The following is a 15,386-nucleotide window of genomic DNA, read 5'->3' on the forward strand; positions in this document are numbered from 1 at the left end:
TGGCGTTGACAATACTACGCCAGAAAGTAGACTAAGCCAATTACCGTCAAGTTAACTGCATCATTTTTAAGCAGTGATGTTTACAATAAAAGAGAAAATAACTATGGCCACAGTTCGTCACGATTGGACTCATGAAGAAGTAAAAGCATTATTTGAAATGCCGTTTAACGATTTGCTATTTAAAGCGGCGAGTATTCACCGTGAGAACTTTAACCCCAACGAAGTACAGATCTCTACACTCTTATCTATTAAAACAGGAGCGTGTCCTGAGGATTGCAAGTATTGTCCACAGTCAGGACATTATAAAACTGACCTAGAGCGTGAGCGCTTGATGGAAGTTGAAAAAGTGGTTGAACAAGCACGCTTAGCGAAACAAAAAGGCGCGACCCGCTTTTGTATGGGAGCCGCTTGGTCAGACCCAAAAGACAGAGATATGCCATATATCGAAAAAATGGTGCGTGAAGTCAAAGAGCTAGGCTTAGAAACATGTATGACACTAGGAATGCTAGACAACGAAAAGGCTCATGCGCTCAGAGATGCGGGTCTAGATTACTATAACCACAACTTAGATACGTCACCTGAATATTATCAGCAGATCATCACAACTCGCACCTATCAAGACCGTTTAGACACCATTGACAACGTGCGTGATGCAGGTATGAAAGTATGTTCGGGCGGTATTGTCGGTATGGGCGAGCAAGCAGCGGATCGCTTTGGTTTGTTAATGCAACTTGCGAACTTACCGCAGCAGCCTGAAAGTGTACCGATTAATATGTTGGTAAAGGTCAAAGGTACGCCTTTAGAAGATGTGGAGGACTTAGATCATTTTGAGTTCGTTCGCACCATTGCTGTGGCGCGTATTATGATGCCAAAGAGTTATGTCCGCTTATCAGCGGGACGTACCGCAATGAATGAGCAGATGCAGTCGATGTGCTTTTTCGCGGGCGCAAACTCTATCTTCTACGGCGATAAACTGCTAACTACTGAAAACCCGCAAGCCGATACGGATATGAACTTACTTAAAAAGTTGGGCATGAAACCGGAAGAGCGTCATGATTATTCGGACGAAGCTTACGAAGCGTCATTGTCGTCGGCCATTGCGGACAAAGCAACTTCTGAGCTGTTTTACGAAGCAAATTAATGGCGTTTGAGTATATACAGCAAAGCCTCGTTACGCGCGCAGAGCAAGCATTACTCAGAAGTAGAGTGTTGGTTCAGCACAGTGATGCGCGCAGTATCACTATTGCTGGCTCGTCGTATTTGAATTTTGCTAGTAACGATTATCTGGGGCTTGCCGATCAAGGCATCAGTGACCAACAGGGCATTACGGGGAGTAGAAGCTCAGCGCTAGTAACTGGTTATCAGCAAGTACACAAACAATTAGAAGATAGGCTGTGTGAATTACTAGGCTATGAATCAGCGTTGTTGTTCAGCACAGGTTTTAGTGCCAATTCAAGCGTTTTAAAATCGTTGTTCAATGACAACTCCCCAGTACAAAACTGTGCTATTTTTCAAGATAAGTTGAATCACGCTAGCTTAATTGACGGTGCATTGCAAAGCGCGGCCAAGCATATTCGCTTTAACCATAACGATATGGGGCATTTGCGTTCTCGATTGGAAAAATCAGCGGCAAGCAACAAACTCATTATCAGCGAAGGCGTGTTTTCAATGGATGGTGACAAAGCACCATTGGAAGCTTTGTTTAAACTTAAACGGCAACACAATGCTTGGCTGATGTTGGATGATGCACATGCTTTTGGTGTGGTTGGCGAGCAGGGCTTAGGTTCTTGTCAAGGGTATCAGGAGAAGCCTGAAATACTGGTGATCACTTTTGGTAAAGCCATGGCGAGTCAAGGCGCGGCTGTGCTGACCTCTAAAGCGGTTGCAGATTATATGTTGCAGTACAATCGCGATTACATTTATTCAACCGCGATGTCTCCTTTGATGGTCAATGCAGCACGTTTTCAGTTGGAGCGCCTAGTCAAGGCAGATATAGAGCGAGCGCGACTTACTGCTAATATTAATTTATTTAGGCAGTTATCGGAGCAGTCAAGTATTGCGGTGATGCCATCGGATACTGCTATTCAGCCCGTTGTGTTGGGCAGTGCTGAAAATGTTGTTAATGCACAACGCGCATTACAACAAAAGGGGATTTGGCTCAGTGCGATTCGCCCGCCTACAGTACCTGCTAATACAGCCCGTCTGAGAATAACTTTGACGGCAGCTCACACCCACGAAGACATACAGTTTTTAGTCAAACAGCTTGAGGAGTTGCTATGAATGCTATGATACATGACGTGCAATTGGCTCATTGCTATCTCAAGCAAAACACTGCGCAAAGATTTTCGAAAGCTGCCAAGTGTTACCAGCATCACGCTCGCGTGCAACAGCAAGCAGCTTTGCAACTTTTTGCCATGTTGCAAAGCAAACATGACTGTTTATTGGATTTAGGAGCAGGGCCGCTGTTACACCATGAGCAACTAAAACAACACGCATCACAAGTTCTTAATATGGACTTAAGTCATGGCATGTTACAGCAGGGCAATGGCAGTGCGTGGCGCGTCTGTGCAGATATGGATAGTTTACCTCTGCAGACGAACAGTATCAGTGCGGTATTTTCAAACTTCGCGATACAGTGGAGTAGCTTACCCGCACAATTATTTAAAGAGCTCGGTAGAGTCTGCAAACCGGGTGCTCAGTTGGTTATGTCGAGTGTATTAGATGGTTCATTAAAAGAGATTGCCTTGGCATGGAAAAACCTTGATAACCGCTGTCATGTCAATCAGTTTTTAACGTTGGAACAGTTGCAACAATTTGCCAGTGATGCGGGTTTTGAGATCAAAACCGCCCGGCAGGTTTGCCTGAAAGACTGTTATGAAACACCTAAAGACGCGTTCAAATCAGTAAAGCATATAGGTGCCAATCAAATACACTCTAATGATGGCAAACGAAATGGACTAATGGGTAAAACACGATATGGCCAGTTGTTGTCTGGTTATCCGCTCGAAGATGGGCAGGCCGTGGTAAGTTACGAAGTCGCAATTATGGAGCTAATCAAGCTATGAGCGCATTTTTTATTACTGGAACAGATACCGAAGTTGGCAAAACGCACATCACAGCGCTTCTGTTAAAGTTTTTAGCACAACACAAGCGCCAAGCTATAGGTTTTAAACCAATCGCAGCCGGGGCTGAAGAAGCTTTTGGACAGCTAGTTAATGATGACGCCCTAACACTGATGGAATCGGCCACTGTGCACGGTAAGTATGAGCAAATTAACCCAATATGTTTAGCGCCTCCAATAGCCCCGCATATTGCTGCTGAGCAGGCAGGTATCGAAATAACCTTAGATAAGCTGAGTTATCACTATCATGAGCTTGCAAAACTCGGGGCTGAGTTTACCTTGGTCGAAGGTGCTGGTGGTTGGGCTTTGCCTATAAACGATACCCAATATCTATGTGATTGGGTGCAAAAAGAACAACTACCAGTTATCTTGGTGGTAGGCATGAAATTAGGGTGTTTAAACCACGCTATCTTAACTAGCCATGCTCTTAAGGCTCAAGGTGTAAAATGTGTTGGTTGGGTCGCAAACCAAATCGACCCCAATATGACTAATTTTGACGAAAACCTAGCAAGCTTACGTAAACGTATCGACGCACCTTTATTAGCGGTTGCTCCTTACAGTGAAGAAAAAGCAAAGTTACAAATCTATGCGTCGTTGACCGATTTATTTGGCATTAATTTATAGCAACCGAACGATGCCACAAAACCTATTACTCACTTGGCGTATTATGATTATTTATATAGTTGGGCAGTAAATGCTCGACTATTTCTTTGGCGGGTATGGTGTAACGCACACCATTAAACATCACTGAGGTATGTTCATAAATACCAGTTATCCCAGTTAGGGTCCAGCCCTCACCGCGTTCAGGGCACAATACTTTGGTTGTGGGGGGGATAACTTTAAATTCGTCTGACATACAGTACTCCACGTTAGACTTATTTTTGCTTGCTAGTTTATACTAATTTGGCAAATTGCCAATCAGGGCCTATCACAAATGCGTTTGACAACATCAAGACTGATACTCAAGTCAATTACCCATAGAGACGCGTTGGCCTTATATGGCGTATTAAATGACCCACTGGTTGCTCAGTATAATGATTATGGTGACTCTCTATCTCATCAGGACATAAAAGATCTCATTCAATGGGACTTGGAGCAGGGCTACTCAGGGCTAGGTTGTCGCATGACTATAACCAATACGCAAGGGCAATTGTTAGGAACCGTTGGCCTATACGACTTTGATGCGGACACACACAGCGTTAAGATAGGTTTTGAACTGGCAAGTATTTATTGGCAACGTGGTTATATGATAGAAGCCATAGAGTGTGTATTGGAAAACATCACCAAATTGTTGCATCTAACAGCGGATACGAGTGTGCTTGCTCATTTAGATGAACAAAACGTTCGCTCAGTTAACCTTTTATTGAAACTAGGGTTCACCAAGCAGTCATGCAATTTGTATGGGAAATTGCTAACAGTTTAACGGGAAGAATAAATGACATAAGAACACATCTTACTATCTATTGAATGGATTGCAGCTTATTACTGAGCAAACGTACCAGTGAATCTACATCGGAATTTTCATCATTCAAACCTACGATCAATGTCATAAAATAACAGTCCATCATGATGTCAGCTTTGTATGAGTCATATGGTTGGCCTTCAAACAGGGTGTGTTTAAATGCTTCAAGTTGTGCACTGAAGTAGTCGTGCTGCCATAGAATTCCGCCGATGAGCTCTTTACTAAATTCTCTATTACCTAAGTAAAATTGATATAAAAATTTGGCATAGTGCCTAAGTCTAAGGCGTGGCGTGTGTAATTTCTCAGATTGTGCTGCTTGAGCGAGAGTATGCTCGATCTTTTCATGCATGGCAGTTTTTAGAATATCTAACTTGGTAGGAAAGTGAGAAAAAACAGTCCCCGTGGCGACACCTGCTAATTGAGATATTTGCCGAGTAGTGGTTTGGGCAAAACCTTGATCGTTGAATAGCTGCCAACTAGCTTGCAGTATTTTTTGCTTAGTTGATGTTTTTTTATTCATATTATTACCAGTTAGTTAGAGGTAAAGAGCATAACATATGGATAAAAAAATACCCAAAGCACTTGAAATTGAGCGCGCTCATAAACGATAATGAGCGCGCTCAATCTTATCTATATTAGCATTAAGGAAGGTGTAATATGAATTTTTTAGGTTATGTGTTGTTTTTACCGTTTATTGTTTTTTATAGCTACATTTTAGGACCCGCTTTAAAGGCGGTATTGATCCCTGGTGGTTTGGGAATTTTACTGTTGATTATGGGACCTAAGCCGTTTTTCTATCACATGAAACTGGCATTTGCTGATTACAGGGCAAACAAACCCGTAGAACTTTCGTAGTTTTACATGGCAGATTAGTTTAAAATCGGGTTTTTAGGCTTAGACAACTTCCTAGGAGCCCACTATTTTAAGCGCAGCTAATGTCACCATGCAGTTTGGTGCAAAACCTCTTTTTGAGAATATTTCAGTAAAATTCGGCGACGGTAACCGCTATGGCCTGATCGGAGCTAACGGTTGTGGTAAATCTACCTTCATGAAAATCCTTGGAGGTGAACTTGAACCTAGCACTGGCAATGTCAGCGTGTCTCCTAACACCCGTTTGGCTAAACTAAATCAGGATCAGTTTGCGTATGAACAATACAGTGTAATCGACACGGTAATTATGGGCCATAAAGAATTATGGACCATTAAAGCAGAACGTGACCGCATCTACTCTTTGCCAGAAATGAGTGAAGAGGATGGTATGAAAGTAGCCGACTTAGAAACCGAATTCGCCGAAATGGATGGTTACTCAGCTGAGTCAAAAGCAGGGGAATTACTGCTTGGTGTAGGTATCCCAACTGAGCAACATTATGGCCCTATGTCTGAGATTGCTCCAGGCTTCAAGCTTCGAGTGCTTTTAGCACAAGTACTGTTTGCAGATCCCGACATCATGCTGTTGGACGAACCTACCAACAACTTGGATATTTACACAATTAAATGGCTTGAGGATGTACTGAATCAACGTGATTGCACCATGATAATCATCTCTCACGACCGTCACTTTCTAAATTCAGTATGTACGCATATGGCTGACATTGACTATGGTGAGTTACGTGTTTATCCGGGTAACTACGATGAGTACATGTTTGCTGCAACTCAGGCTCGCGAGAAGCTATTGAGTGAAAATGCTAAGAAGAAGGCGCAAATTGCTGAGCTTCAACAGTTTGTGTCGCGATTCTCTGCTAATGCCTCTAAAGCCAAGCAAGCTACGTCACGCGCTAAGCAGATAGATAAAATCCAGCTTGATGAAGTTAAAGCATCTTCTCGACAGACGCCATTTATTCGTTTTGAGCAGTCAAAGCAGTTATTCCGTAATGCTTTGGAGATCCAAGAGCTGTCTCAAGGCTATGAAAACACTTTATTTTCAGGCTTAGAAGGTCTGGTTGAAGTGGGCGAGCGTATTGCCGTTATCGGTGAAAATGGTGTGGGTAAAACTACGTTACTAAACACATTGGCTGGCCGCATAGCGCCTAAATCAGGTGAATTTAAATGGTCTGAGAATGCTAATATTGGCTATTATGCGCAAGACCATGCGGATGAGTTTGAAAAAGCCCAGAATGTTTTCGAGTGGATGGAACAATGGCAGCAAGAAGGCGATGACGAGCAGGTTGTTCGTAGTTACCTAGGTCGTATGTTATTTTCACAAAATGACATCAAAAAGCCTGTAAAAGTGTTGTCAGGTGGTGAACAAGGTCGTATGTTATTCGGTAAGTTAATGATGCATAAGCATAATATTTTGCTGATGGATGAACCTACCAACCACATGGATATGGAATCTATTGAGGCACTGAACCTTGCGCTTGAGCAATATGAAGGCACTTTGTTCTTCGTTTCTCACGATAGACAATTTGTATCTTCACTGGCTACTAGAGTGTGGGAGATCAAAGACGGTAAAGTTATTGATTTCAGAGGCACTTACGAAGAATATTTAGCAACACAAGAACAAGCTAAGTAATGATTGAAGAAAACCGCGCAAACAGCGCGGTTTTTTTATTCATGGATAGTTTGAAAATGCGCTGAACTGAATTCAGTTGTGGCCACCACGGCAAGGTATTTACGTTGCCGACTAGCCTGAAAATAATGGTATTACGTGGCTGATTAGGTATAATAGCGCGCAAAAATTATGGTCGCTTTGGGTACCCCTATTATTGCTCAAAATGACATATTGTTACTGTATCGTTTAACTTAACACCGAGGATTTATTATGACGGTTGGCATTATTATGGGTTCAAAGTCGGATTGGCCTACTATGCAGCACGCAGCAGATATGTTGGACAAATTTGGCATCGAATACGAAACGAAAGTTGTTTCTGCACACCGTACTCCTCATTTGTTAGCCGATTACGCTTCTAGTGCTGCCGAGCGTGGTATCAAAGTGATTATTGCAGGTGCTGGTGGCGCTGCCCACTTACCTGGAATGGCAGCGGCGTTTACCAGTCTACCTGTGTTAGGTGTACCAGTTAAGTCAAAGACGCTAAATGGCGTAGATTCATTGTTATCAATTTGCCAAATGCCAAAAGGTGTTGCAGTTGGCACATTGGCAATAGGTGATGCGGGCGCTGCGAATGCAGGTTTGCTAGCTGCGCAAATTTTGGGTTGTCAGCAACCTGAGCTCTTTGCCAAAGTAGAAGCATTTCGCAAAGAACAAACAGAGACCGTATTAGCTAATCCAAATCCTGCAGAGTAATATGAATATTCTTGTTTTAGGAGCAGGGCAACTTGCTCGAATGATGAGTCTGTCTGCTACTCATTTAGACCTGCATGTACTGGCGTACGATGTAGGGTCGAAGCAGGTGATTGACCCAGTAACTTTTGCCACAAAAGAGTTTACGTTGGAACAAGCTATTACCCGCAGCCATGCTATTACTGCTGAGTTTGAGCATATCCCACATGATGTTCTGACATTGTGCGCGCAAAGCGGCAAGTTCTATCCCGGTGCGCAGGCTATTGCAACCGGTGGAGATAGAGCCAAAGAAAAAGCACTTCTTGATAAAGCTAAAGTGGCATGTGCTCCTTATCAATTGATCACTGAAAAAGGTCACTTTTTAAATGCCATTGAGCGTTTGGAAATGCCACTTGTTGTAAAAACCTGCCAAGCAGGTTACGACGGGAAAGGTCAATGGCGAGTTAAACGTCAAGAAGACGTAGAGCAAATTTGGTCTGAAATGGCGACGTTTATAGCCTCAGGTACTGAACTTGCGCCGCACTCAATCATTGCAGAAAAAATGATCCCATTTGACCGCGAAGTATCCATCATTGGTGTGCGAGATAAGCAAGGTCAATGTAAAACTTATCCTCTAACGGAAAATCAGCATACCAATGGAGTGTTGACACTTTCAATTGCCGGAAAAGAAAAGTTGGCGATTGAACAACAAGCACAAGATGCGTTTAATGCTATAGCAAATGCTTTGGATTATGTAGGTGTACTGGCTATCGAATTTTTTGATGTACAGGGCACTTTGTTGGTGAATGAAATCGCGCCTCGTGTTCATAACTCAGGACATTGGACCCAGCAAGGGTGCCATGTTAGCCAGTTCGAAAACCACATGCGTGCTGTTTCTGGTTTGCCTTTAGGGTCTACTGAGCTGATAAGACCTACTGCGATGATCAATGTGTTAGGGCAAAGCTCAATTCCACATTCAGTATTAGGTGTATCAGATACAACTAGCCATTGGTACGCTAAAGAAGCAAAGCCTGGTCGTAAGATGGGGCACATCAATGTTTCTGGCAAGGACCTCAAACAGTTGGGGGAACGTTTAGATGATTTGGCTGCAATTTTACCAGAACACGATTATCCCGGCGTTAAAGCCACTGCGGATAGTTTAATCGGCGCCTAAGTGTGATGAAACCGAGCAATTAGCTCGGTTTTTTTATAAATAATGATGTTGCTATGATGCCTATACGAGCCATTCAGTACGCCTTTGTTAGTCTGTTTATATTGAGTTTCACTCCTTTTGCTAACCCAACATTGGCTCTGGCTCTAGGTGTCGGGTTTGCTTGGTTTTTGGGTAATCCATTGGAGCAGCTAAGTAATCAATTGAGTAAATGGTTACTTAAAATTGCGGTAATTGGCCTTGGCTTTCACGTTAATATCTTGGAAGTGATTGAGGTTGGTCGTAGCTCGATTGTTTTAACCATTGTAAGCATTACAGCGATAATAGGCTTGGGTGAAATACTCACACAAGCTTTTCGACTTAACCGAAATACAGGGGTGCTGATTTCATTTGGTACTGCTATTTGTGGGGGCAGCGCTATTGCTGCAATGGCGCCTGTGATCAAAGCCAAACAACACGAAATTGCGGTGGCTCTAGCGGTCGTTTTCTCTCTCAATGCTATTGGATTAGTTTTGTTTCCATGGCTTGGGAAGTCACTCATGCTCAGCGACAAACAATTTGCACTATGGGCTGCACTGGCAATACATGATACGAGTAGTGTAGTGGCTGCTGCCGCTACATATGGCCCAGTTGCTGTTGGTATTGCTACAACCATAAAGCTTACTCGCGCCATGTGGATTATTCCGTATACCGCGGCGGCTGGTGTTTTTTGGCGCAGCGAAGAGCGAGCCAGTATTCCATTATTTATTTTCGGCTTTTTATTGGCAGCGCTTTGTAACAGTTATTTTCCTCAATTCAATGAGCTTTGGCAGACTCTTTATATTGGTGCGAAGCAAATATTGGTGGCAACGTTGTTTTTAATTGGAGCTGGTGTGTCAAAAGCGGTTATAAAACAGACAGGTTGGCGCCCATTTGCCATGGCTATCGTACTTTGGATCATTGTGAGCACCATACTGCTACTTCTCATTCTTGACGGATTGATTCAATAAATACGAACTTTTTTTGAACTGTTTTGTTTTTCTGTAGTCCTATATTTTGAGGCGTGGATAGGCCTCACTTCATAATCGTTGTCCATCAACGACTATGTGAGCGCAGAGAGTATTTGGCCAGTATCATTTACTGGCCTTTTTTTATCTTGAAACTCTGTGATTAATCTTAAATTACATGAATTCCTGCCCTACATTTGCTTTAATAGCATTAATATCACAATCAATAAGAAGCGCTATGATCAAACAATCTATCCTTTCGATTGCCGTGGCATCTAGTTTACTGCTCACGGGTTGTCAAACGACTCACCAAGCTGCTCAAAGCAGCGAAAAAAAACAAACTTTTCAATCTGTAGTTACAACACCTGTGGACTTTGGTGGCGAAAATATTACGCTTGAGCAAGCGATGGCACACCCCGATTGGTTGGGTCGTCAGCCCCAAAGCGCTTTTTGGGCTGCTGATAGCAAGACAATTGTCTTTAATCGCAAGCAACAAGGGAGCGAACTTAGAGATACGTTTTCTGTAGAAGTTGGCGCAACGAACGCAAAATCCAATCCAAATCAAGTTCTGCTCAGCCAACTACATACAATGGGTTCACACGATGCTATTTACTCAAATGATGGTAAGTACCAAGCTTATACGTTTGAGGGGAATATATTCTTAAAGACCATAGCAACTGGCGCAATTACGCAGCTAACTCATAGTTCTGAGCGCGAATCGAGCCTACAGTTTTTACTTTCGGGGGAGCTTGCATATCGTATCGATAACACCCTCTATAAAATTAATCTAGCGACGGGCAGAACTCAGGAAATCGTAAAGCTTCATCTTAGTGATAAGCCAGCTGATGTAAAAGAACCAAGTACGTACATCGCAAAAGAGCAGCATAAGTTAATTGAATTTGTTGCGTTGCAGCATAAAAATAAACTGGATAAACAAACTCGTGCTGAGCAGCTTAAACAGCAAAATTCAACCCTTGCTGATAATCAAATTTATCTTGGTAAAGGAAAACAACTTTTTGAAATTAGTCTATCTCCAAAAGGTGACAAGCTAGTAGCAGTAATTGGTGATAAGCGTTCATGGCGCGACGAGGGCGATATAATGCCCAATTACGTCAGCCAAGATGGACACATAGAATCTGTGCCAGCTCGTCGCAAGGTTGCAGATGCAAAAAGCCATTCATCAGAAGTGATCTTTATCGATCTTTTAGCACAGTCTCAGACCACATTGGCTTATGACACTTTACCGGGCTTTGACGAAGATGTACTTGCCTCAGTCAAAGAAGAAAATGCGGCCAGAGAAGGTAAAACGTACGAGTCTAAAAAGCAGGCTCGAGATATTAACCTTCTTCAGCAAAGAGGCTCGGATGCAGTGCAATGGAATAGCACAGGTGAACAGGTTGCGTTGATGCTCGAAGCGTGGGACAACAAAGACCGTTGGATAGCAACAATTGATTTTGAAGGTCAAAAGCTAGTGTCTCAGCACCGTCTGCATGATGACGCTTGGATAAACTACGCTCATAACGACTTTGGTTGGTTCAACAACAGCGACACGTTGTATTACTTGTCAGAGCAAAGTGGCTACAGCCATATTTATACCAAGCCGTTACAGGGCAAAGCCAAACAGTTGACGAAAGGGCAGTATGTTGTTTCTGATCTAACCCTAAGCAAAGATGATAACCATATCTACTTCAAAGCAAATGTTGAGCACCCAGGTCTGTATGAGATTTATCGTGTTAGTACGCAAACGGGGCAGCGTGAGCAGCTCACTAACCTTGATGGTATGACAGATTATAGCTTGAGCCCTGATGAGACCAAGCTGCTGCTTACTCATTCTAAGATTATGATGCCTCAAGAGTTGTATGTATCAAGCGTGGCACCGAATGCGGCTGCAACACGTTTGACCAACACGGTGTCTGAGGCGTTTTTAAATAAAAAATTGATAGCGCCAAAAATTGTAGCAGTCCCATCAAGCCATGGTGACCAACCGGTATATGCCAAAGTTTATTACCCTGCTGATTATGTTGAAGGTGAGACGGGTAAAAAGCGCAAAGCTGTTATCTTCAACCACGGTGCTGGCTATTTGCAAAACTCTCACATGGGCTGGTCCGTATATTTTAGAGAATTTATGTTTCATTCTTTATTAGCCAGTGAAGGCTATGTGGTAATGGACATGGATTATCGCGCTTCTAAAGGTTATGGTCGTGACTGGCGTACGGCAATATACCGTCATATGGGCAAACCAGAAGTTGAAGATTTGGCTGATGGTGTAAAATGGATGGTAGATAACGCGAATGTTGATCAACAAGCTGTGGGAACATACGGTGGGTCATACGGCGGATTCATGACTTTTATGGCGCTGTTTACTCAGCCGGATTTATTTAAAGCTGGTGCTGCAATAAGACCTGTAACAGATTGGGCTTATTATAACCGAGGTTATACGTCTAACATTTTGAATCATCCAGATGTTGACCCAATTGCTTATGAACGAAGCTCACCAATTTACTTTGCTGAAGGCTTGAAAAATGAGCTTTTGATCAATGCGCCTATGTTGGATGATAATGTATTTTTCCAAGACGTTGTACGCTTGGTACAGCGTTTGATTGAGTTAGAGAAAACTGGCTTTGAAACGGCGATTTATCCAGTTGAACCTCATGGGTTTAGACAACCCTCAAGTTGGTTAGATGAATACCGACGTATTCACAAGCTGTTTAAAGAGAATCTATAAAGCAAAGCGATGAATACAACGCCAGCTCTTAAGCTGGCGTTTTTTATGCAAATATCGTGTGAAAATTGCATTGTATATTAGAATCTATACGAGATTTTATTAAAGGAATGCTGCAATGCGATTACCCATACTACTTATCACCACCTCTTTGTTGCTAAGCTGTGCTAAGCAAGGTAACAACGGCCTAAAAGCACCTCAACCTAGTACAGAACCACTGGCGGCATATTCCATGCTAGCCCCTAGTAAAACTGGCCAGACTCTAATTTATGGGCGGATCATTCTTCCTCAGATAGTAACTGATAATGACTCGTGTCCAATGTTACAAAGTGATGACGGGGAGCTCATTCGTACAACAATGCGAGGCTTTAGGCCCAATGAAACTTTGTTTCCTGTTACCGTATGTGAAGCAATAATAGCTCCAAATAAGCATTACATAGTTAAAGGTAGTACGTTAGGTCTCGCTAAAACCACCCTTGCGCCTAAACATATTCAAGTATTTGGTGATACGGGATGTAAGGAAAAGGTCTGTAACGACGCACCCGCAGAGCCGTTTAAAACCCTTGCCGATTTAGCTTCAAAAAATAGCAAAGATTTAATATTGCATATGGGGGATTTTAACTACCGTGGTACTTCGGGAAGTATTAGTGGTAATACTTATGCTTATGATGCTGGCGATGGAGGTTACGGTGGAGCCACATGTGGATTAGAAACCACCTATTACAGTCAAAATGCAATAAATAGTCCTAGACCAGATAGCTGGGAAAACTGGAAAGTGGACTTTTTCGAGCCTGCGAAAAAATTAATGGCAACGGCACCTTGGGTGTTTGCTAGAGGAAATCATGAGTTATGTTCAAGAGCAGGAGTAGGGTGGTTTTACTTTTTTGGACCTGGGGCTCAATTTGATGACTCAATTACACAGCAAGTCTGTCCAAATCAAGGTGATTATACTAATCCGCCAAAGACCGCAGCGTCACATATTGCAATGATAAAGCCTTATGGTTTGGAGTTGGATGGTTTGAACTTGTGGGTGTTTGACTCTGCAAATGCGTGTGATGAACTCGCAACAAACGACCTAACAGCTCAATATACAGCACAATTTGAGCAACTAAACACTTTTGCTACTAATTCGAATAATGCGACTTGGATGATGACACATAGACCGATATGGGGTCTAAATAGCGTCACGCCGTTAGACACGCTTAATAAGCAGTTGCAAACAGCATTGGCGAGAACCAAGTCTGGCGTATTGCCTTCTCAGGTAGCACTATCGCTATCAGGTCATATGCATATTTATCAGTCGCTTACATTTTTTCCAGACAGCGCAAGACCGCCACAAATTGTGGTGGGCAATAGCGGGGTCAGTTTGAGCAACAACAGTGATAACGAAAGTGTGTCAGTCAATATCGATTCGCAGCAGGCAATAGTCAATACACAAGGGAAATTTGGTTATTTATCATTAGAACAAACAGCAAAAACAAAGTTATGGCATGGTGGTTTTTTTGATACTCAAGGAACAGTATTTATTACCTGTAACCTTGATAATACAAATGAGCAGCGCTCAGTGTGCAATAAAGTAGATGAATAATAAAAGTCTAATAGTGTGCAATGATGGTTGAAATAACTATTTGAATTTTTCAACCTGATAAGCTTAAACATAGAGAGCTGAAAACGTACGTTGTTGAACTTTAAACTTTGTTGTATGACAATAGCTTATGAGTAGCTAACTCACATATGCGATATTTTGAATATAGAAGGAATAGTATGTCGTTTTTCAAAAAAGTCTTAAGTAGCGTAGGTATTGGCGCTGCGAAGATAGATGCAGTATTAGAAAATAACGAAGCTGCACCCGGGGATGAACTAACAGGTGTTATCAAAGTTGTTGGCGGTAGTGTCGCTCAAGAGATTAACAAAATAGACTTAGATGTAGTGTGTAACTATACCGTTGAAGTTGAAATGGAGGATGACAAGGTCGTTACCGAAGTCAGAGAGTACACTTTGTCTCGTTTTGTGCTGGACGAAAAATTTACCATTGAGCCTGGTGAACAGAAGCAATTTCCCTTTGTATTGGAACTAGCAGAGGATGCTCCGATCACTGTTGGTCACTCAAAAACTTGGTTAGAGACTAATCTAGACATTGACATGGCGCTTGATAAGTCAGATAAAGACTATTTGTATGTTGTTCCTAACGCCTTACAGCAGGCGGTTATAGATGCTTTACAAGCGTTGGGTTTCACGCTTTATGAGTCTGATTGTGAAGGTATAGATTCGGTATCTTTCTCGAATCTACCATTCGTACAAGAATTAGAATTTAAGACCACATGTGGTAAATTTCACGGTCATTTCGATGAAGTTGAGCTTGTTTTCTTTAATAGAGGAGAACAACTGGAAGCCATTTTTGAAATAGATCGAAAGGCAAGAGGGTTTGTCGGCTTTTTTAAAGAAGCAATGGATCTGGACGAGTCTAAGGCGAGGTTGGTCATCAATGAAGGTGATCTTGCTCATTTAGAGGGAATGATCAGCGATCTTTTAGAGCAGCACTTGGGCTAAATAAAACGTCAAACAAAGTAACTTGGCTTGCTGAGATAATCGGTGGGCCAAGGCTCCTCCTTTATCAATAACAAGTACTTTTGATATTCAAGCTATTAATACAAAGCGGTAGTATTCACACCAACCACACATCTAAACAATAGTCATCGCACTT

The 15,386-nt window shown here is 42.4% G+C and carries 15 protein-coding genes; 13 read left to right on the top strand and 2 right to left on the bottom strand.

Translation table 11 applies throughout. The features are described 5' to 3' along the window. Positions 1–97: 97 nt before the first annotated feature. The 4 genes from bioB to bioD are packed head-to-tail and all read left to right on the top strand — an operon-like array spanning position 98 to position 3,745. Positions 98–1,141 (top strand): biotin synthase BioB, encoded by a 1,044-nt coding sequence (gene bioB, locus BIW53_RS03860; protein ID WP_070990943.1) that lies wholly within the window; start codon positions 98–100, stop codon positions 1,139–1,141. Next, positions 1,141–2,280, top strand: coding sequence for an aminotransferase class I/II-fold pyridoxal phosphate-dependent enzyme (locus BIW53_RS03865; protein ID WP_070990501.1), 1,140 nt, complete (start codon positions 1,141–1,143; stop codon positions 2,278–2,280). The genes bioB and BIW53_RS03865 overlap by 1 nt, the downstream gene beginning before the upstream one ends. After that, positions 2,277–3,065 (top strand): methyltransferase domain-containing protein, encoded by a 789-nt coding sequence (locus BIW53_RS03870; protein WP_070990502.1) that lies wholly within the window; start codon positions 2,277–2,279, stop codon positions 3,063–3,065. The genes BIW53_RS03865 and BIW53_RS03870 overlap by 4 nt, the downstream gene beginning before the upstream one ends. Next, positions 3,062–3,745, top strand: coding sequence for a dethiobiotin synthase (gene bioD / locus BIW53_RS03875; RefSeq protein ID WP_070990503.1), 684 nt, complete (start codon positions 3,062–3,064; stop codon positions 3,743–3,745). The genes BIW53_RS03870 and bioD overlap by 4 nt, the downstream gene beginning before the upstream one ends. Positions 3,746–3,770: 25 nt before the next feature. On the opposite strand, the gene BIW53_RS03880 is transcribed toward bioD, so the two are convergent. Further along, on the bottom strand, positions 3,771–3,977 hold the full coding sequence (locus tag BIW53_RS03880) for a hypothetical protein (RefSeq protein ID WP_070990504.1): 207 nt from the start codon (positions 3,975–3,977) through the stop codon (positions 3,771–3,773). 78 nt (positions 3,978–4,055) lie between these two features. On the opposite strand from BIW53_RS03880, the gene BIW53_RS03885 reads away from it, so the two are divergent. Continuing rightward, complete coding sequence (locus tag BIW53_RS03885) at positions 4,056–4,544, top strand: GNAT family N-acetyltransferase (RefSeq protein WP_070990505.1); 489 nt, start codon at positions 4,056–4,058, stop codon at positions 4,542–4,544. 37 nt (positions 4,545–4,581) lie between these two features. On the opposite strand, the gene BIW53_RS03890 is transcribed toward BIW53_RS03885, so the two are convergent. After that, the gene (locus tag BIW53_RS03890) at positions 4,582–5,103 is read right to left on the bottom strand and encodes a TetR/AcrR family transcriptional regulator (protein WP_070990506.1); all 522 of its coding nucleotides are present in this window, start codon (positions 5,101–5,103) and stop codon (positions 4,582–4,584) included. A gap of 137 nt (positions 5,104–5,240) precedes the next feature. Between BIW53_RS03890 and BIW53_RS03895 the strand changes: the two genes are divergently transcribed. The 8 genes from BIW53_RS03895 to BIW53_RS03930 all read left to right on the top strand — a co-directional run bounded on the left by BIW53_RS03895 (position 5,241) and on the right by BIW53_RS03930 (position 15,232). Continuing rightward, on the top strand, positions 5,241–5,438 hold the full coding sequence (locus BIW53_RS03895; protein ID WP_070990507.1) for a hypothetical protein: 198 nt from the start codon (positions 5,241–5,243) through the stop codon (positions 5,436–5,438). Between the two features lie 64 nt (positions 5,439–5,502). Further along, positions 5,503–7,095: an ABC-F family ATPase gene (locus BIW53_RS03900; RefSeq protein ID WP_084228062.1), complete on the top strand. Its 1,593-nt coding sequence runs from the start codon at positions 5,503–5,505 to the stop codon at positions 7,093–7,095. Between the two features lie 249 nt (positions 7,096–7,344). Further along, positions 7,345–7,827 (top strand): 5-(carboxyamino)imidazole ribonucleotide mutase, encoded by a 483-nt coding sequence (gene purE / locus BIW53_RS03905; RefSeq protein WP_070990509.1) that lies wholly within the window; start codon positions 7,345–7,347, stop codon positions 7,825–7,827. Position 7,828: 1 nt separating this feature from the next. After that, complete coding sequence (locus BIW53_RS03910; protein WP_070990510.1) at positions 7,829–8,977, top strand: 5-(carboxyamino)imidazole ribonucleotide synthase; 1,149 nt, start codon at positions 7,829–7,831, stop codon at positions 8,975–8,977. Positions 8,978–9,033: 56 nt separating this feature from the next. After that, positions 9,034–9,963, top strand: coding sequence for a YeiH family protein (locus BIW53_RS03915; RefSeq protein WP_139158786.1), 930 nt, complete (start codon positions 9,034–9,036; stop codon positions 9,961–9,963). A gap of 235 nt (positions 9,964–10,198) precedes the next feature. Continuing rightward, a complete protein-coding gene (locus tag BIW53_RS03920; RefSeq protein WP_070990512.1) occupies positions 10,199–12,685 on the top strand; it encodes a S9 family peptidase in 2,487 nt (828 codons plus the stop codon). Between the two features lie 115 nt (positions 12,686–12,800). Then, the gene (locus tag BIW53_RS03925; RefSeq protein WP_070990513.1) at positions 12,801–14,270 is read left to right on the top strand and encodes a metallophosphoesterase; all 1,470 of its coding nucleotides are present in this window, start codon (positions 12,801–12,803) and stop codon (positions 14,268–14,270) included. 176 nt (positions 14,271–14,446) lie between these two features. Continuing rightward, entirely contained in the window at positions 14,447–15,232 is a 786-nt protein-coding gene (locus BIW53_RS03930; RefSeq protein ID WP_070990514.1) for a sporulation protein, read from the top strand. Positions 15,233–15,386 lie beyond the last annotated feature (154 nt).

It is taken from the genome of Pseudoalteromonas byunsanensis (assembly GCF_001854475.1).
Lineage (GTDB): Bacteria > Pseudomonadota > Gammaproteobacteria > Enterobacterales > Alteromonadaceae > Pseudoalteromonas > Pseudoalteromonas byunsanensis.